Consider the following 19,116-nt stretch of genomic DNA (forward strand, 5'->3'; position numbering starts at 1 on the left):
CAGCACGGCGCGGCCCGTTACAGAAAAAGAAGGCGCTCGCGCGCCGGTGAGGACAGGTGGTTTCATGAGCGCTCCATTCGATCTGGCGGAAATCAAACGGCGCATGCAGGGCGCGATCCAGGCTCTCAAGCATGAATTGGGCGGCCTTCGGACAGGTCGCGCCTCCGCGGCCTTGCTCGAGCCTGTCCAGGTCGAGGCCTATGGCCAGTCCATGCCTCTCAACCAGGTGGCGACCATTTCGGTGCCGGAATCCCGCGCCCTGGCCGTGCAAGTCTGGGACAAGGGCATGGTCGGCCCCGTCGACAAGGCGATCCGCGACGCCAATCTCGGCCTGTCGCCGACCGTCGAAGGCCAGATCCTCCGCATCCGCATCCCGGAGCTGAACGAGCAGCGCCGCAAGGAGCTCGTCAAGCTGGCCCATAAATATGCCGAGGATTCCCGTGTGGCCGTGCGCCATGTGCGCCGCGACGGCATGGACACCCTGAAGAAGCTGGTCAAGGACAAGGCGATCAGCGAGGACGACGAAAAGCGCCACGAGACCGAGGTGCAGAAGGCCACCGACTCCGCCATCGGCGAAATCGATACGGTTCTGGCCGGCAAGGAAAAAGAGATCATGCAGGTCTGAGCGGGCCTCCTTTCCGCCGGGCGTCGTTTCCGGCGGATGATTGTGCTAAGGCAATTGGGCGTGCAATGATTGGCGCGCGCGGGAAGCCCGCTTCAACCCGGCGCCGGCGCTGGCGAAGCGGCGCGCTATTGGGGCAGCGGACGGAGCTCGATGAGCGAAAAGCAGACAAGCGGCGGCGTCGCCGGCCAGGCAGGCGCGGCTGACGCCCAAGGGCTGCATGTCGGAATCATCATGGACGGCAACGGCCGCTGGGCGGCTGCGCGCAGTCTTCCGCGTTTCGAAGGCCATCGTCGTGGAGTCGAGGCCCTTCGCCGCACCGTGCGCGCGGCGACCGATCTCGGCGTGCGCTATCTCACGGTCTACAGCTTCTCCAGCGAGAACTGGGCGCGCCCCCCGCAGGAAATCGCCGAACTGATGGGCCTTCTGAAGCTCTTCATCCGCAACGACTTGCTCACGCTTCAGGAATCGGGCGTCCGAATCAGGGTGATCGGCGAGCGCGACAATCTCAAGCCCGACATCGTGGCTCTGCTCGACGAGGCCGAGCAGCGCACGCGCCACAATGACAGGCTGCACCTGATCGTCGCCTTCAATTATGGCGCGCGGCAGGAAATCGTCGAGGCGGCGCGGGCTCTGGCGCGCGACGCGGCCGCCGGGCGGCTCAACCCCGACGACATCGACGAGGCCGCCTTCGCCGCGCGCCTCCATACGTCGGGCATTCCGGACCCGGACCTCATCATCCGCACCTCGGGCGAGATGCGGCTCTCCAATTTCCTGATGTGGCAGGCGGCCTATAGCGAGCTGGTGTTTCTGCCGATCTACTGGCCAGATTTCGACCGCCAGTCCTTCGAACAGGCAATCGAGAGCTTCCGCGCCCGCGAGCGGCGCTTCGGCGGCGTTGGCGCGGCCTGCGTCCCGAAAGTGAAATCCGCCTCATGATTTTCGGCTGCCTTGCCCAAGAACTTCGGCTGACCGGCCATGAATGAAAAGGATCTGGCGCCGCCGGCAGAACCGGCGCAGGCCATCCCGCCGGGCCTGATGTCGCGCCATCATCTGGAAGACCTCGGCGTCCGCGCGGCTTCCGGGATGGTGCTGGTTGCGACGGCGGTCGGGTCGCTCTTCGCGGGCGGCTGGCTGTTCGTGCTCTACTGGCTGATCGCCGCCCTGGCTGTGCATTGGGAATGGCAGCGCCTGATCGGCGCGCCGCTGCCCTGGCTGCGTTTTTTCAGCGGCGGCTTGGCGCTCTGCGCCGCCGCCGCGTTCTATCGACTCGGGCTGACCGAACTCGCTTTCGCGATGATTCCGCTGGCTGCGGCCTTCGCCGCCTGGGCCGGGGGCTCCGGCTTTCTGCTCTGGAGCGGATTCGGCCTGTTTTACGCGGGCGGCCTGCTGCTGGCGACGCTCTCTCTGCGTCATGCGCCTTTTTTCGGCGTCTGCGCGATCGGTTGGCTATTCGCCGTCGTGTGGGGGACGGATGTCTGCGCCTATTTCGGCGGACGGTTGATCGGCGGACCAAAGCTGGCGCCGCGCATCTCGCCCGGGAAGACCTGGTCCGGTTTTCTCGTCGGCGTCATTTGCGGCGCGGCTTTCGGCGCCTTCGTCGCCCATGTCTGGCCCAATGTGCTGGCTCCGCTGCTGCCGGTCTTCCTGCTTGGCCTGGCCGCCGGCGCCGTGGCGCAGGGCGGCGACTTGTTCGAGTCCTGGGTCAAGCGCCGTTACGGGTTAAAGGATTCCAGCCGGCTCATCCCGGGACATGGCGGCGTCATGGACCGGCTCGACGGCTTCATCGCGGCGGCGATTTTCGCCGCCTTGTTTGGCATGGCGCGCGGTCTGCCGAGCGCGGCTGCCGGTTTGCTCTATTGGCAATAGGATTCGAATGACAGCTCCCGCTCAAGTCTCGCCGCCCCGCAAACTGACCATTCTCGGCGCCACCGGCTCGATCGGCCGGTCGACCGAAGCGGTGATCCTTGGCGCGCCGGGCTCCTTCGAGACGGTGGCGGTCGCGGGTGGGCGAGACGCAAAGAATCTGGCGCGGGTGGCTCGAACTTTGAAGGCGACCTTCGCCGCCGTCGCCGATCCCTCGGCCTATGCCGAGCTCAAGGCCGAGCTGGCGGGAACGAATATCGCGGTCGGCGCGGGGCCTGAGTCGCTCAAGGAGGCCGCCGCCATGGATTCCGACCTCGTCGTCGGCGCCATCGCGGGCGCGGCGGGCGTGATCCCGACTTTTGCCGCCGTGGAGGCGGGACGCAACGTGGCGCTCGCCAACAAGGAATGTCTCGTCTGCGCGGGAGAGCCCTTCATGCGCCGGGCGCGCGAAAAGGACGTCCGCATCCTGCCGATGGATTCCGAGCACAACGCCATTTTCCAGGCGCTCGGCGGCGAAAGCGCGAAGACCATCGAGAAAATGTGGCTGACGGCGTCGGGCGGCCCCTTCCGGACCTGGAGCGCCGAGCAGATCGCGGCGGCCACGCCGGATCAGGCGCTCGCCCATCCGAACTGGGCGATGGGCCCCAAGGTGACCATCGATTCGGCGAGCCTGATGAACAAAGGGCTCGAACTGATCGAGGCCCTGCATGTCTTCGGCATCGACGCCGGCAAGCTCGATGTTCTGGTTCATCCGCAATCCATCGTGCATGGCCTCGTCTCGTTCACCGACGGCGCCGTGACGGCGGGCATGGCGATGCCGGACATGAAGGTTCCGATCGCGCATTGTCTCGGCTGGCCGGACCGCGTCCCCACCCAGGCGCGCCGGCTCGATCTCGCCGAGATCGGCTCCCTGACCTTCGAGAAGCCGGATTTCAATCGTTTCCCCGCGCTCCGCGTCGCCATGCAGGCGCTCGCGGCGGGGGGCGCCATGCCGACCATTCTGAACGCGGCGAACGAGATCATGGTTGCGGCCTTTCTTGATAAACGCATCAGCTTCAATGATATAGCCAAGCATGTTGAAGCGATTTGTGAGATTTTTGACAAGGAGGGCGCGGCTCGGACTCCGCCAGACATTGATGCCGCCCTCGCCGTTGACCATATTGTCAGAGAAAGGTCCCGGGCGGTCCTCGCAGGCCTTGGCCATTAAACCGTGATGCGTCATGGTAACGAAATGGTAACCATTTTCGCGACAGGCGGGATCTAGTCCGTCATCGCGGGCGGAGTAGGTCATGGCGATTTTTCACTGGCTCTGGACCGTGGGGTCCTATCTCGTGCCCTTCCTTTTCGTGCTCAGCCTTGTCGTGTTCGTTCACGAATTCGGCCATTTCCTGATCGGCCGCCTCTGCGGGATCAAGGTTGACGCCTTTTCGATGGGATTCGGGCCTGAACTGGCGCATTACGTCGATCGCAGCGGCACACGCTGGCGGCTCGCGGCCATTCCCCTGGGCGGCTATGTCCGCTTTCACGGCGACGCCAATGGGGCGAGCCAGCCCGATTTTGACGCGACGTCCAAGATGCCGGAAACCGAGCGCGCGGTCTCATTCTTCGCGCAAAAGGTCTGGAAGCGCGCCGCGGTTGTCGCCGCAGGGCCGATTGCGAATTTCATCCTCGCCATCGTGATCTTCACGGCGCTGTTCTATGTCGACGGACGCTCGGTGCTGACGCCGCGCATTGAAAGCGTGGTCGCTGGCGGACGCGCCGCCGCGGCGGGGTTCCAGAAAGGCGACCTGGTCGTGTCCATCGACGGCCAGCCAATCGACAGTTTCGCGGAAATGCAGCGCATCGTTTCGGCTTCCGGCGACACGCCGCTGCGCTTCATGGTGCAGCGCGACGGCAAGCCGGTCGCAATCGACGCCACGCCCGAGCGCAAGGACACCCGGACGCCGTTCGGCGTCAGCCGGGGCGGGGTGCTCGGCGTCGCCGCTGGCGGCGCGCCGGAAGACTGGCGCACGGTCAGCTACAGCCTGCCGAAGGCCTTAGTCGAGGCGACCGGCGAGACCTGGTATGTCATCGAACGCACAGGCTCCTATCTGGGCGGGTTGGTGATCGGCCGCGAATCGCCGGAGCAATTGTCGGGTCCGATCCGCATCGCCGAAGTGTCCGGCGAAGTGGCGAAAGCGGGCATCTGGCCGCTGTTCAATCTCGCGGCAATTCTCTCGATCTCAATCGGGCTGCTGAATCTGCTGCCTGTGCCTCTGCTCGATGGCGGACATTTGCTCTATTACGCCTGCGAAGCGGCCCGTGGCCGGGCGCTGACACAGCGGGCGCAGGAATTCGGGTTCCGCATCGGCCTCGCTTTCGTCGCCGCGCTTATGCTGGTCGCGACCTATAACGACCTTGTCCGCATCACCCGGCAATGGCTGAATATCGGCTGATATCCCATTTCGATGGGATGCTGGACGCCATGAAACAACACGCCCGTTGCGCCAAGCAACGGGCGTTTTCTTGGGGTTCATTCGGGGATTGCGGCAGAAATGTGAAGCAAAAACGTGGCTTACCGGCCACGGCGGCGTAAAAAAACGAGACAGCGGCCGTTAGGCGTTTGCAGGGTTCCGTAAACCTTGTAGAAGCAGAGTGAGATGGGCAGGCTGGGTTTGTGTGTTATCCAGCCGCGTCTGAAGTTCGGCCGAATCGCAAGATTCGGCCTCCGCTTGCGGGGCGAGTCCCCAAGCGCTGGAAGAGTTCACGGGGACCGGGTTTCAATGAAGTTTCGCCGAGGTCTTAAAGGTCGGTCCGCATTGGCGGTCGCGTTGGTTGTCGGTACGCTCGCGGCGCCGAACCAGGCGTTTGCCGAAACTATCGTCGTCGAAGGCAATCATCGCGTCGATGCGGAGACGATCCGCTCGTATTTCGTGGGCGGCGACGCCAACGATGCGGTCAAGAAGCTTTACGGCACCGGATATTTCTCCGACGTGCAGGTCAGCCGTCGTGGTTCGACGCTGGTGGTGCATGTCGTCGAGAATTCGACGGTGATCAATCACGTCGTTTTCACCGGCAATAGCAAGGTCAAGTCCGAGGACCTCGAAAAAGAGGTCCAGCTGAAGAACCGCGGCGCCTATAGCCGCGCCGTCGCTGACGCCGACGTGCAGCGCATCATGGACGTCTACCGTCGCGCCGGACGCAATGCCGCTTCCGTCACGACGCGCACGGTCGAGACGCCCAATGGCACGGTCGACGTCGTCTATGACATCAAGGAAGGCGAAAAGACCGGCGTCAAGGAAATCCGTTTTGTCGGCAATCAGGCTTATTCCAGCGGTCGCCTGCTGGGCCTGATGGACACGACGGAGATGAACCTCCTGTCCTTCTTCAAGACTTCGGACGTTTTCGATCCCGACCGTCTCGCCAAGGACGCCGAGGCGATCCGTCGCTTCTATCTCAAGAACGGCTATGCCGACTTCCGCATCATCGGCGTCGATCCGGTCTACGACCCGGCTCAAGGCGGCTATATTGTCACGATTTCGCTGGAAGAGGGCGGCGTTTACCACGTCGGCTCCGTCCAGGTCGAATCGCACATCAATGGCGTTTCCGACGCCGCTCTCCAGCCGTCGCTCCAGATTCATGCTGGCGACACCTATGACGGCGACGCCGTCCAGAACACTGTTCTGCGCCTGACGAAGGAAGTCCAGAAACAGGGCTACGCCTTCTCGCAGGTTCGCCCGCGCGGCGACCGCGATCCGGCCACCCACACCGTTGCGATCGCCTTTGTCGTCGAGGAAGGTCCTCGCGTTTATATCGAGCGGATCAACATTCGAGGCAACACGGCGACGCGCGATTACGTGATCCGCCGCGAGTTCGATATTGGCGAAGGCGACGCCTATAACAAGGTGCTCGTCGACAAGGCCGAACGCCGCCTGAATTCGCTGGGCTTCTTCAAGAAGGTCAAGATTTCCAACGAGCCCGGTTCGGCGGCCGACCGCATCATCGTCGATGTCGATGTCGAGGAGCAGTCCACGGGTTCATTCTCGGTCTCGGGCGGCTATTCGACGACCGAAGGCTTCATTGCCGAAGTCTCGGTCACGCAGAGCAACTTCCTGGGTCGCGGCGATTACATTCGCACCTCGCTTTCCTATGGCCAGTACACCAAGGGCATCGAGCTCAACTACACCGAGCCCTTCTTCCTGGATAACCGCCTTGCGGCGGGCTTCGACCTTTATTCCAAGATGTCGAGCGCCTCCAACTATGCCTATTATTCAAACTGGGTCACGGGCGGCACCATTCGCTTCGGCATACCGCTGACGGACGATCTTTCGATCGCCCCGCGCTATTCGCTGTATAATTCGCAGCTGACGATCCCCAATAATTCCAGCCGTCCTTATAACGACTGTACTTATCCGATCTGGGGCATCACGCCCGGCACGCCTGGCGCGCTGCCAATCGACTATACATTTGGCACTTCGAGCTGCTTGACCAATGGCGAAGCTTCGCTGGCGCTGAAGCAGGCGCAGGGCAACTGGCTCACGTCGATGATCGGCTATACGCTGGCCTATAACACGATCGACAATCCGCGTGATCCGCATAACGGCATTCGCGCCGAATTGAAGCAGGATTTCGCCGGTGTTGGCGGCGATTCCAATTTCCTCCGCACGACGGTCGATATTCGCGGCTATCACGAGCTTTATTTCGACAATATCGTCGGCATCGGGCATTTGCAGGCGGGCAACTTGCTGAATACCGGCAGCCAGCCCCTGCGTATCGTTGATAACTTCAATCTTGGCCCGAGCCTGGTTCGCGGCTTCGCGCCGGGGGGCATCGGTCCGCGCGACGTCACCAACCTCTATACCAACAATAACGGCAACGCGCTCGGCGGCACCGATTATTGGGGCGCTTCGCTCGAAGCGCAGTTCCCGATCTGGGGCGTGCCCAGGGATCTGGGACTCAAGGGCGCGGTCTATGCCGATGCCGGCAGCCTCTGGAACTACCAGGGCATGACCAATTTCGGCACCTATCTGGGGTATAATTCCGCTCAGGCGCTGTCCTGCGCCTATATGACCAACAACACCCCGACGGGCGCGCCGAAGAGGACCTATGCGGCCAACGGCGTCCCTGTTCAGCAAACGCCTTGCATCAATGTCGGCAGCAACAACGCGGCCGTCCGGTCGTCGGTTGGCCTCGGTCTGATCTGGGCTTCGCCCATGGGTCCGATCCGATTCAACTATTCCTTCGTTCTCTCGAAGGCCAATACCGACGTCACTCAGGCGTTCAGCTTCACCGGCGGCACGAATTTCTGATCGCGCAGCGTAGGGATAAGAGGGCGCGGCCGAAAGCCGCGCCCTTTTCCTTTGGCGGGCCGGCTCTCGAGCGCCGCGTCTCGCTTTGTCGCACAACCGAAATCTCTTCGAAGCAAGGGAGTCCCGAAATGGACGAGATGAAGTTTTTTCGTCGCGCGATTTCGCCCACTCTTGGCGAGATTGTCGAATGGACGGGCGCAAAGCCGGCCGAAGGGGTCGATCTGAGCGTCGCAATCGTCGATGTCGCGCCGCTTGACCGGGCGCGGCCCGGCGACCTGGTCTTTCTCGACAATCCCAAATATGCCGATCAACTCGCCGGCACGCGGGCGACAGCCTGTCTGGTCGGCGAACGCTATGCGGACCGCGTGCCCAAGGGCGTTGCCGCATTGGTCGTGCGGGAGCCTTATCGCGCCTGCTCCATCGTCACAGCGCGGCTTTACCCCGACGCCGCGCGTCCGGGCTCCCTGTTCGACAGCCATGGCGTCTCGCCCGGCGCGAATGTCCATCCGCTTGCGCGCCTTGAGGCGGATGTCATTGTCGATCCCGGCGCGGTGATCGGACCCTATGCGGAAATCGGCTCGGGCGCCGTCATCGGCCCCAATGCGGTCATCGGCCCGCGTGTGCGGATCGGCCGCTCCAGTGCCGTCGGCGCCGGCGCGACCATATGCAACGCCTTGATCGGCGATCGCGTCATCATTCATCCCGGCGTGCGAATTGGTCAGGACGGATTCGGCTTCGCGATGAGCCCGAAGGGGCACCAGAAGGTGCCGCAAATCGGCCGCGTCATCATCCAGGACGATGTCGAGATCGGCGCGAACAGCACGATTGATCGCGGCGCCAATCGCGACACGATCATCGGCGAGGGCACGAAGATCGATAATCTGGTGCAGATCGCCCATAACGTTGTGATCGGTCGCCATTGCGTCATCGTCAGCCAGGTCGGCATATCCGGCTCGACCGAGTTCGGCGATTTTGTCGTCGCGGGAGGGCAGGCCGGCATCACCGGCCATTTGCGTATCGGCATGGGAGCGCAGATCGCGGCGCAGTCCGGCGTCATGAATGACGTCGATCCGGGCGCCAAGGTCGGCGGATCGCCGGCCAAGAATGCGCGCGACTGGCTGAAGAGCGTCGCCGCGCTCGACAGATTGACGAAAAGTCGTAGCCGCGGGCGCGAGGAATGAGTTTTTGCGCTGGCTTTCGACGCGAATGTGTCGTTAAAGCGGGCTTAGTCGTACAGGGCTTGAATTTTACGGAACTTGATATGTCGGACCAGGGCAGTACTTTGGAGACGATCGATATCCAGCGGCTGATGCAATTGCTCCCGCATCGCTATCCTTTCTTGCTGGTCGATCGGATCATTCAGGCGCGCGGGGACGAATTCGGCGTCGGCATCAAGAATGTAACGATCAACGAGCCGCAATTCACCGGCCATTTCCCTGAACGGCCCGTCTTCCCGGGTGTTCTTCTGATTGAGGCAATGGCCCAGACGGCCGGCGCGCTGTGCGTCAATTCGCGTCTCGGCGGCGCCAAGCCTCCGTTGGTCTATTTCATGACCATCGACAAGGCGAAATTTCGCAAGCCGGTCGTGCCGGGCGACCGCGTCGAATTTCATATGACGCGCATCAATCAGCGGCGCAACATCTGGTGGTATCAGGGCAAGGCGATGGTCGACGGCGCGCTGGTCGCCGAGGCGGAAATCAGCGCCATGATCATCACCGAAGACGCTGACAAACAAGGCTGAACCATGTCCATTCATCCCACTTCGATCGTCGAGGACGGCGCGAAACTGGGCGACGGCGTCCATATCGGCCCGTTCTGCCATATCGGCCCGAATGTGACGCTTGGCGACGGCGTGAGCCTGAAGTCCCACGTCGTCGTCAACGGCCACACCGCCATTGGCCCGCGCGCCCGCATCTATCCCTTCGCGTCGGTCGGTTATGAGCCGCAGGATCTGAAATATCGGGGCGAGGAAACCACGCTGACCATCGGCGCCGATTGTGTGATCCGCGAGGGCGTGACGATGAATCCCGGCACGGTGACGGGCCGCTCGGCGACCATCGTCGGCGATCGCTGTTTCTTCCTTGCCAATTCCCACGTCGGCCATGACAGCATCATCGGCAATGACTGCGTTTTTTCCAACAATGTCATGATCGCCGGCCATGTCACCATCGACGACTTCGTCATTTGCGGCGGCGGCTCGGCCATCGTCCAATATGCCCGCGTAGGCGCGCATTCTTTTGTCAGCGGCATGACAGGCATCGGGGCCGATCTCATCCCATTCGGTCTGGCCTTCGGCAGCCGTGGCTTCCTCATGGGCCTCAATCTCGTTGGTCTGAAGCGGCGAAATTTCACCCGCGAAGCCATCCATGACCTGCGCCGCGCCTATCGCGCCCTGTTCGCGCCGGAAGGGACCTTGAAAGAGCGCGTCGAAGACGTCGCCGAGGAATTTGCCGATAACGCCGAGGTCATGATGATCGTCGATTTCATCCGCGCGGGCGGGGATCGCGCCTTGTGCATGCCGCAGATTGAGCGGCTCACGCCGTGAGCGACCGCGTCGCCCTGATTTGCGGCGGCGGGCAATTCCCCCTCGTCGCGGCCCGCGCGGCGCGGCAACGGGGGCTCGAGGTCTTTATCCTCGGTCTCAAGGGAATGGCGAGTGAGGCGATCGAGGAGTTTCCGCATATCTGGCTCGGAGTCGGGCAGTTGGGCGCTGCGCTGCGCGAGATCGCGGCGCGGGACATCAAGGACGTCTGCCTGATCGGCGGCCTTGGGCGGCCTGAATTCGCCGACCTGCGCCCGGATTGGGGTGCGATCAAGCGTCTGCCCGATATTGTTCGACTTCTGAAAGGCGGCGACGATCACGCGCTCAAGGGCGTGATTCGGCTGTTCGAAGGCGAGGGGCTGCGTGTGGTTGGCGTCGATTCCTTCGCGCCGGAACTGCTGGCGGCCGCAGGGCCGATGAATCGCGTTCCGTTTCCGAAGGATTGCGCGGAAGATCTCGTCTTCGGCCACGATTGCCTCAGCGCGCTTTCGGCCTTCGATATCGGGCAGGCTCTCGTGCTGTTCCATCGCCGCATCATCGCTCTCGAGGCCGCCGAGGGGACGGACGCCATGCTCCACCGGGTCGCGGAACTGCGCGAAAAAGGACGCTGGCGGGCCAAGGGGCCGGCGGGCCTGCTTATCAAGGCGCCGAAAAAAGGCCAGGACCTGCGTGTCGATTTGCCCGCCATGGGACCGGAAACGGTGGCTTCGGCCGCAAAAGCCGGGCTAATGGGCATCGCGGTCGAGACGGGCAGAGTGCTGATCCTCGATCGCGCCGCCGTCGCCGCGCAGGCGGAAAAGGCGGGACTGTTCCTTTACGGCTTCTCGCGGGAGACGGCGGCGTGAAAATTTACATGATCGCCGGCGAGCCCTCGGGTGATCTGCTCGGTCAGGGCTTGATCCGAGCGATACGCGCCCGCGCGCCCGATGTCGAACTTTTGGGCGTCGGCGGCGAGGCCATGCGCGGGGAAAATTTCGACAGCCTGTTTCCGATGAACGAAATTTCGTTGATGGGCGTGCTGCCAGTGCTCGCCAATCTGCGCAACCTGCTAAAACGGATAGACCAGACCGCGCGCGCGGTGATCGCCGCGCGTCCCGACGCGCTGATCCTCATCGACAGCCCGGATTTTACCCATCGCGTCGCCAAGCGCGTGCGCAGGGTGCTGCCAGATCTGAAAATCGTGAACTATGTCGGGCCGACGGTCTGGGCCTGGCGTCCTGGGCGCGCGAAGAAGATGCGCGCCTATGTCGATCTGATTTTGGCGATATTTCCTTTCGAACCGGAGGCGCATCTGCGCCTCGACGGGCCGCGTTGCCTTTATATCGGCCATCCGGTGATCGAGCGGGCGGCGCAGTTGCGGGGCGATGACGAGACCAAGAAATTAGGCCCGGTGCTCGTCCTGCCCGGCTCGCGCGCCTCGGTTGTGCAGCGCATGGGCGCGCCTTTCGGCGAGGCCATCGCGCGGCTCGATGCGGAGCATCCGGGCCTCGAATATATCTTGCCCACCGCGACGAGCGTGCTCGAACAGGTTCGCGCAATGACCGCCGGCTGGCCGGTCAAGCCGCGCGTGGTGGTGGACGACGCCGAGAAATACGCCGCCTTCCGCTCCGCTCGCGCCGCGCTCGCGGCCTCGGGCACCGTGGCGCTGGAACTGGCGATGTCGCGGACGCCTGCCATCGTCGCCTATCGAATCCCCAGGATCGAGGAATTCTTCGCGCGCCGCCTCATTCAGGTGAACATGGTGTCGCTGCCCAATCTGATCATCGGCGAAAAGGCCTATCCGGAATATTTGCAGGACGAAGCGAACGGCGCATTGCTGGCCGCGCGTCTGGCCGAGATCATCGAGGACAGCCCGGAACGGCGCCGGCAGCTTGCCGCGCTTAGCCTGTTGCGCGAACGGATCGCGATTGCCGAAGGGCAGAAGCCGAGCGAAAAGGCGGCTGAAGCCATTTGCGAGCTTATCGGCGCAAACTAATAAAATAACGGAATAATTTTCTTCAGCGCGGATTCATGATCGCCAGCGTCTTCTTGCCGAAGGTGGTCAGCACGACAACGCGCGCCCTGGCGTCGCCGATCTTCGGGCTGTAACGCAGGAAGGGCGTATTCGGGTTTTCATTCCCCGCATAGCTGAACGCCTTGTCGCCGAGGCAGGCTTCGACAGTCGCCTTGAGGTCGGCCAGACTCAATTTCTCGGCCTGGCAGGAATAGATGATTTCGCCGATCTTCTTCTTATCGACGATCTCGCAAGCGCCAAACAGCGGGTCTGTCACGCCAAAAGTCGCCAGCGAATCGCTTTCGGCCTTTACGGCGCTGCGAACGCCTTTGAAGCCGTCCGAGGCGGCGGCGATCAGTTTCCTGAAAGCGGCGCAATCGAAGGCCTTGTCGTCGATGGGCGCCGGTTCGACGCGCTTTTCGACCAGTCCGCCTTCTTCGATCGCATTGGCCTGCGCGAAAACGAAACCGCCCCCAAGGCTGAGCCAGATGAGGGCGGCTGCGGAAGAGGACCGCGCCGCCGCGCGCAAGGCGCAGGACGCGGGCCGGATTTTGTCCGAGAGATGGATCAACGCGAACCCATTTTCACATAATCGCGCTTCGGCGCACCGGTGTAGAGCTGGCGCGGACGGCCGATCTTCTGGCTCGGGTCTTCGATCATTTCCTTCCACTGCGCGATCCAGCCGACGGTGCGGGCGAGAGCGAACAGAACGGTGAACATCGAAACGGGGAAGCCCATCGCCTTGAGAGTGATGCCCGAATAGAAGTCGATGTTCGGATAGAGCTTCTTCTCGACGAAATATTCGTCGTGCAGCGCGATGCGCTCCAGTTCGACCGCGACGTCGAGCAGCGGATCGTCCTTGATGCCAAGTTCGCCCAGCACTTCATGGCAGGTCTTGGCCATGATCTTGGCGCGCGGATCGTAGTTCTTGTAAACGCGATGGCCGAAGCCCATCAGGCGGAACGGATCGTTCTTGTCCTTGGCCTTGGCGATATATTTCGGAATATTCTCGACCGAGCCGATTTCCGACAGCATCTTGAGCGCGGCTTCATTGGCGCCGCCATGAGCGGGGCCCCACAGGCAGGCGATGCCAGCGGCGATACAGGCGAAGGGATTGGCGCCCGAGGAGCCAGCGAGACGAACGGTCGAGGTCGAGGCGTTCTGCTCGTGGTCGGCGTGCAGGATGAAGATGCGGTCCAATGCGCGCGAGAGGATCGGATTGACCTTGTATTCCTCGCAGGGCACGGCGAAGCACATGCGCAGGAAGTTCGATGTGTAGTCGAGGTCGTTCTTCGGGTAGATGAAGGGCTGGCCGATATTGTACTTATAGGCCATGGCGGCCATCGTCGGCATTTTCGCGATGATGCGCATGGTGGCGACCACGCGCTGCTGCGGATCCGAGATGTCGGTCGAGTCGTGATAGAAGGCCGAGAGCGCGCCGACCGAAGCCACCATAACGGCCATCGGATGGGCGTCGCGGCGGAAGCCGGAGAAGAACTTTGCCATCTGCTCATGGATCATGGTGTGGCGGGTGATGCGATAGTCGAAGTCCGCCTTCTGGTTGGCGGTCGGCAATTCACCGTACAGCAGCAGATAGCATGTCTCGAGGAAGTCGCCGTGCTCGGCGAGCTGTTCGATCGGATAGCCGCGATGCAGCAGGACGCCTTCGTCGCCGTCGATATAGGTGATCTTGGATTCGCAGCTCGCTGTCGAGGTGAAGCCGGGATCATAGGTGAACATGCCGGTCTGGCTGTACAACTTGGCGATGTCGGCGACGGCCGGCCCGATGGAGCCATGCTTGACCGGCATTTCTACGGTCTTGTCGCCTAGGATAAACTTGCCCGTTTCGCTCATGAGACTCGCCTTTTCGCTGACGCTGCAGGCCGCGCGTTGCCGGTCGCCCGCCGCGATTTGACGGGCGAAATACGGCGAAAACGCGGGAAAATTGTGCGCTGCAAATGACTAGCTCATTGTCGGCGCCGGTTCAAGATGACAGCTTCTTAAACGTTGGGGGCGCCGCCGCCGTGCGCGGCGTCCCGGATTCGGCCGAGACTCTCCTCGCGGCCAAGCGTGACCAGCACGTCGAAAATGCCCGGCGAGGTCGCGCGCCCGGTGAGCGCCGCGCGCAGCGGTTGGGCGACCTGGCCGAGCTTGGCGCCGGTTTCGGCGACATAGGCGCGCACGGCGGCCTCGGCCGCCGCCGCAGCCCATTCGGGCAAGGCTTCGAGCTTCGGCGCGAGCGCCGCGAGATGGGCGCGGCCCGCCTCGCCGAGCAGGTCGCGGGCCTTCTCGTCATAGGAAAGCGGCCGCTGCGCGAACAGGAACTGCGCACCGTCGGCGAGTTCGACCAGCGTCTTGGCGCGCTCCTTCAGGCCGGGCATCGCGCTGGCGAGCTGCGCCTTTTTCCTGTCGTCCAGCTTGGCCGCAAGCTCGGGCCCGTTGGGGAGATAGGGCAGGGAGGCGACGAATTGCTCCAGCAGCAGCGCGTCGTCCATCGCCCGCATATATTGGCCGTTCATGTTTTCGAGCTTCACATAGTCAAAGCGCGCCGGGGAACGGTGCACCTGGTCCAGCGAAAAGGCTTCGACCAGCTCCGGCGTCGAGAAGAATTCGCGGTCGCCCTGGCTCCACCCCAGCCGCGCCAGATAATTGCGCAGGGCTTCGGGCAGATAGCCCAGCGCGCGATAGGCGTCCACGCCGAGCGCGCCATGGCGCTTGGACATTTTCGCCCCGTCCGGCCCGTGGATGAGCGGAATATGGGCGAAGGCGGGGATGTCCCAGCCCATGGCCTGATAGATATGGGTCTGGCGCGCGGCGTTGGTGAGATGATCGTCGCCGCGAATGATCTGGGTCACGCCCATGTCGTGATCGTCCACCACCACCGCGAGCATATAGGTCGGGTTGCCGTCGGAACGCAGCAGCACGAGATCGTCGAGATCCTTGTTGGGGAAGGTGACCATCCCTTGGACCTTGTCCTGGATGACTGTCTCGCCCTCGCGCGGCGCCTTGAGCCGGATCACCGCCTTGCGGCCTTCGGCGATGGCGTAAGCCTCGGCCTCGCTGCCGCCGAGGTCCCGCCAACGCCCGTCATAGCGCGGCGGGCGGCCCTCCTTGCGCGCCAACTCGCGCATTTCGTCCAGTTCGGCCGGCGTCGCGTAGCATTTATAGGCGGCGCCGCTGGCGAGCATTTGCGCGGCCACCTCGCGGTGGCGGTCGACGCGGGCGAATTGGTAGATGGTCTCACCGTCCCAATCGAGCCCCAGCCATTGCAGGCCGTCGATGATGGCTGCGATGGCGCCTTCCGTGGACCGTTCGCGGTCGGTGTCCTCGATGCGCAGCAGCATCTTGCCGCCGCTCTGGCGGGCGAGCAGCCAATTGAACAGAGCGGTGCGCGCGCCGCCAATGTGCAGATAGCCGGTGGGGGAAGGGGCGAAACGCGTGACGGCGGATTGGGACATGACTAGAAAACCTGATGCGGCGCGCGGGGTGATGACGCAATGCGGCGTGGCGTTGCGGCGGCGCGTTCGTGTAGCATGGGCTCTAACGGCATAAAAACTAAAAAGGCAATGGCATGGCGTCCCCGCCCAAGGGGTTGACGGAGCGGCTGACAGACAGGGTTTTCGGCGGCGCGGGCCTGGCCGGCTGGACGCCGGGCGCCGCGCTCGCCGCCCTGCGTCGCCGCTGCGGCGCGGCGATGGAGGAGGAATCGGACCTGCGCCGTCCCTTCCTCTGGCTGCCAGCCGCCGCGGGCGCAGGCGCGATCTTTTATATCCTCGCGCCGACCGAGCCTGTGCTGTGGATCGTCGGGGCCGCCGCCGTCCTGTTCGCGGCGCTGGCTTATGCCGCGCGGGGGCGTCGCGTCCTTTCCGCTTTGTTTATCGGGCTGGCGGCGATGGCGGCGGGAGAATTTTCCGGCGGCTGGCGCGCCGCACGGGTCGAGGCGCCGGTGCTGGAGCACACCTTCGTCGGCGACGTCGCGGGTTTCGTCGAGGAGGTGGACCATCGCGTCCAGGGCGCGCGATTCCTGTTGCGCGTGACTGAGGCCGAGGGGCTGGCGCCGGAAAAGACGCCTTATCGCGTACGCTTGACCTCGCGCGGCGTTCCCGCTTTCGCCGCCGGCGATTTCCTGACCATCAAGGCGCGGCTGCTGCCTCCGGCCCATGCCGCGCTGCCGGGCGGCTATGATTTCGCCCGCGACGCCTATTTTCAGCGCATCGGCGCGGTCGGCAATGTGCTCGGGCGGGCAGAGGCCGCGCCTGCGCCCGAAGAGCCGGGCTGGCGGCTGCGGTTTTTCGCCGGGCTGGACCGGGCGCGCAACGCCCTGGCGTTGCGGGTTTACAACGCCATCGGCGGCGACAATGGCGCGATCGGCGCGGCCATGGTGACGGGCAAGCGCGACATGCTCTCCGAAGACGCGCGCGAAACCATCCGCAAGGCCGGCATTTTTCACGTCATCACCATATCCGGCGTGCAGATGACCCTGGTCGCCGGCATATTTTTCGTCGGATTTCGCGGGCTGCTGGCGCTCTTTCCTGCTCTGGCGCTCAATTATCCCATCAAGAAATGGGCGGCGGCGCTCGCGATGCTCGGAGCGCTGGCCTATGGCCTGTTCACGGGATCGCGCGTCGGATCCGAACGGGCCTTGTTCATGACCTTGATCCTGCTCGGCGCTGTTCTGGCGGATCGTCCGGCGCTGACCATGCGCAATCTCGCCTTCGCCGCCCTGGCGGTAATCGCTCTGGAGCCGGAGGCCCTGCTTGGGGCAAGCTTCCAACTCTCCTTCGCCGCTGTCGCGGCTCTGGTCGCGGTCTATGAAACGCGCGCGGGGGCGCGACGTCCGATCGCCCCGGCGAGGCTGGATGGAACAGAAGCGGAAAAGGAAAAGCAGGGAGTCGCCAAGCATGTCGCCGAAATGAGCCGCCACGGGCTGCTTGGCGCTCTGGTGGCGACTTTCTGCGCGACCTCGGCGACGGCATCCTTCATGGCCTATGATTTCCATGAATTGAGCCCCTATGTCCTGATCGGCAATCCGCTGACGCTGGCGATGATCGAGCTGTTCGCGGTGCCCGCCGCGCTAATGGGATCGCTGCTTTTTGCTTTCGGGATCGATGGCTGGGTCTGGTCCTATCTCGGGGTGGGCATCGCCATGATCATGACCTTCGCACGCTGGATCGGCGAAGCGCCGGGCGCGACTGTCGCTCTGCCAGCTTTCGCGCCCTGGTCGATCGCCTGCCTGACGCTGGCCGTGTTGTCAGCCGTGCTGTGGCGTACACGAATTCTGAAGCTCACAGCGCTGCCCTGGCTTGCTCTGGGGCTGCTCGGCGCGGCGAGCGGCGAGCGCTTCGACCTCGCGGTGGCGCCGACGGGCGATATGGCCGCCCTGCGCGACGCTGACGGGTTGCTGACCCTGTTGGGCAAGAGAAGCGATAATTTCGCCGCCGAGCAATGGCTGCGGGCCGACGCCGACCTGCGATCTTCCGGCGAGACGGAAAGATCGGGCCGCTGCGACTCGCTCGGCTGCGTCGGCGTGTTGCGCAATGGCGACCAGACTGCGCTGGTGCTCGACCCTTCCGCCTTCCATGAGGATTGCGCGCGGGCTCAGGTCGTGATTTCGCCGCTCTACGCGCCGCGCTCCTGCGCGCCGAAAATCCTGCTCGACCGGCGCAAGCTGGCGGAAACAGGCTCGGTCACGCTGGCTTTTGGCCCGGATGGCGCGTCATGGCGCACGGCGCGCGCCCCGGGCGAGGATCGACCGTGGTCGCGCGCGCCGCGGGGGCGCGCCGCGGCGCTTGCCCCGCTTCCCCAAACGGGGCCCCGGCGCGAGACGTCCGCCGGTTGGAAGGAGCCGCCGGAAGAGCCAGTGGACTGAGCCTTCCGCGCGGGGCAGGGCCGTTCAATATTTGCGTAGCAGGCTGACCAGCTTGCCCTGGATATTGACGCGATCCGGCCCGAAAATCCGGGTTTCATAAGCGGGATTGGCCGCTTCGAGCGCGATCGAGGCGCCGCGCTTGCGCAGGCGCTTCAAGGTGGCTTCCTCGTCGTCAATCAGGGCGACGACGATATCGCCCGACTCGGCGGTGTCCTGCTTCTTGATGACGACCGTGTCACCATCAAGGATTCCGGCCTCGATCATCGAATCTCCACGCACTTCCAGCGCGTAATGCTCGCCGCCCGAGATCATGTCCGGCGGGAGCGCGATCGAATGCGAGCGCGTCTGAAGGGCGGAGATCGGCGTGCCGGCCGCAATGCGTCCCATCACGGGAATGGTGACGGTGTCGGTCGATTCAAAAGGATCGCCGGCCGCGACCGGGCGCGACTTGCCGAGATTTCCTTCGATCACGCTGGGCGAGAAGCGGCCGCTGCGCGGCGTCGCGGGCGTGGATGATTCGGGCAGGCGCAGGACTTCCAGCGCCCGCGCGCGGTTGGGCAGGCGCCGGATGAAGCCGCGCTCCTCCAGCGCCATGATCAGCCGGTGAATGCCCGATTTCGAGCGCAGATCGAGCGCATCCTTCATTTCGTCGAAGGACGGCGGCACGCCCGTCTCCTTGAGGCGCTCGTGAATATAGCGCAGCAGTTCGCTTTGTTTTTTCGTCAACATGGTCGCGCCTTGTCTCGCCTCGCGGGCTGCCGGAACTTGATCCGCCGAATATTGGACTCAACTTAGACAAATCATGAACGGAACATAGACGTTCCTGCTTAGTTCTGCAATATAAATGTTCCAATTTCGTTAGCGACACGGCGTATGGAGACGCCAGGGCGGCTATTTCTGGCCGATCCGATTCGATCAGTATTGATTTGCCGATGC

Annotated in this window: 16 protein-coding genes; 12 read left to right on the forward strand and 4 right to left on the reverse strand. The window is 63.6% G+C overall.

Annotated features, from left to right (window positions below; genetic code table 11):
* Window positions 1-64 precede the first annotated feature (64 nt).
* From frr to lpxB, 11 genes are all read left to right on the forward strand, one after another.
* Window positions 65-625 carry a ribosome recycling factor gene (frr, locus tag QM467_RS03605; RefSeq protein WP_283364930.1) on the forward strand — a complete coding sequence of 187 codons (561 nt, stop codon included), beginning with the start codon at window positions 65-67 and terminating at the stop codon, window positions 623-625.
* A gap of 150 nt (window positions 626-775) precedes the next feature.
* Entirely contained in the window at window positions 776-1,561 is a 786-nt protein-coding gene (locus QM467_RS03610; protein ID WP_283364931.1) for an isoprenyl transferase, read from the forward strand.
* A 39-nt stretch (window positions 1,562-1,600) separates the two neighbouring features.
* Window positions 1,601-2,491 carry a phosphatidate cytidylyltransferase gene (locus QM467_RS03615; RefSeq protein WP_283364932.1) on the forward strand — a complete coding sequence of 297 codons (891 nt, stop codon included), beginning with the start codon at window positions 1,601-1,603 and terminating at the stop codon, window positions 2,489-2,491.
* A gap of 7 nt (window positions 2,492-2,498) precedes the next feature.
* The gene (gene dxr / locus QM467_RS03620; protein ID WP_283364933.1) at window positions 2,499-3,695 is read left to right on the forward strand and encodes a 1-deoxy-D-xylulose-5-phosphate reductoisomerase; all 1,197 of its coding nucleotides are present in this window, start codon (window positions 2,499-2,501) and stop codon (window positions 3,693-3,695) included.
* A gap of 82 nt (window positions 3,696-3,777) precedes the next feature.
* Complete coding sequence (gene rseP / locus QM467_RS03625) at window positions 3,778-4,923, forward strand: RIP metalloprotease RseP (protein ID WP_283364934.1); 1,146 nt, start codon at window positions 3,778-3,780, stop codon at window positions 4,921-4,923.
* A 327-nt stretch (window positions 4,924-5,250) separates the two neighbouring features.
* Entirely contained in the window at window positions 5,251-7,776 is a 2,526-nt protein-coding gene (bamA, locus tag QM467_RS03630; protein ID WP_283364935.1) for an outer membrane protein assembly factor BamA, read from the forward strand.
* Between the two features lie 128 nt (window positions 7,777-7,904).
* A complete protein-coding gene (lpxD, locus tag QM467_RS03635; RefSeq protein WP_283364936.1) occupies window positions 7,905-8,957 on the forward strand; it encodes a UDP-3-O-(3-hydroxymyristoyl)glucosamine N-acyltransferase in 1,053 nt (350 codons plus the stop codon).
* A gap of 80 nt (window positions 8,958-9,037) precedes the next feature.
* Window positions 9,038-9,517, forward strand: coding sequence for a 3-hydroxyacyl-ACP dehydratase FabZ (fabZ, locus tag QM467_RS03640; protein ID WP_283364937.1), 480 nt, complete (start codon window positions 9,038-9,040; stop codon window positions 9,515-9,517).
* Window positions 9,518-9,520: 3 nt separating this feature from the next.
* Window positions 9,521-10,321, forward strand: coding sequence for an acyl-ACP--UDP-N-acetylglucosamine O-acyltransferase (gene lpxA, locus QM467_RS03645; protein ID WP_283364938.1), 801 nt, complete (start codon window positions 9,521-9,523; stop codon window positions 10,319-10,321).
* Window positions 10,318-11,163, forward strand: a complete 846-nt coding sequence (locus QM467_RS03650; RefSeq protein WP_283364939.1) for an LpxI family protein — start codon at window positions 10,318-10,320, stop codon at window positions 11,161-11,163. Before lpxA ends, QM467_RS03650 begins: the two co-directional genes overlap by 4 nt.
* Complete coding sequence (gene lpxB, locus QM467_RS03655; protein WP_342395094.1) at window positions 11,160-12,293, forward strand: lipid-A-disaccharide synthase; 1,134 nt, start codon at window positions 11,160-11,162, stop codon at window positions 12,291-12,293. Before QM467_RS03650 ends, lpxB begins: the two co-directional genes overlap by 4 nt.
* Before the next feature lie 22 nt (window positions 12,294-12,315).
* Here lpxB and QM467_RS03660 read toward each other — a convergent pair whose 3' ends face one another.
* From QM467_RS03660 to gltX, 3 genes are all read right to left on the reverse strand, one after another.
* Window positions 12,316-12,882 (reverse strand): hypothetical protein, encoded by a 567-nt coding sequence (locus QM467_RS03660; RefSeq protein WP_283364940.1) that lies wholly within the window; start codon window positions 12,880-12,882, stop codon window positions 12,316-12,318.
* Complete coding sequence (gene gltA, locus QM467_RS03665) at window positions 12,879-14,165, reverse strand: citrate synthase (protein WP_283364941.1); 1,287 nt, start codon at window positions 14,163-14,165, stop codon at window positions 12,879-12,881. The genes QM467_RS03660 and gltA overlap by 4 nt, the downstream gene beginning before the upstream one ends.
* A 146-nt stretch (window positions 14,166-14,311) precedes the next feature.
* A complete protein-coding gene (gene gltX, locus QM467_RS03670) occupies window positions 14,312-15,769 on the reverse strand; it encodes a glutamate--tRNA ligase (protein ID WP_283364942.1) in 1,458 nt (485 codons plus the stop codon).
* A 113-nt stretch (window positions 15,770-15,882) separates the two neighbouring features.
* Between gltX and QM467_RS03675 the strand changes: the two genes are divergently transcribed.
* Window positions 15,883-18,180 (forward strand): ComEC/Rec2 family competence protein, encoded by a 2,298-nt coding sequence (locus QM467_RS03675; protein ID WP_283364943.1) that lies wholly within the window; start codon window positions 15,883-15,885, stop codon window positions 18,178-18,180.
* A gap of 24 nt (window positions 18,181-18,204) precedes the next feature.
* Here the strand turns inward: QM467_RS03675 and lexA are convergent, their stop codons facing one another.
* Entirely contained in the window at window positions 18,205-18,909 is a 705-nt protein-coding gene (lexA, locus tag QM467_RS03680; RefSeq protein WP_283364944.1) for a transcriptional repressor LexA, read from the reverse strand.
* Between the last annotated feature and the right edge of the window lie 207 nt (window positions 18,910-19,116).

It is taken from the genome of Rhodoblastus sp. 17X3 (genome assembly GCF_030056575.1).
Taxonomy (GTDB): domain Bacteria; phylum Pseudomonadota; class Alphaproteobacteria; order Rhizobiales; family Beijerinckiaceae; genus Rhodoblastus.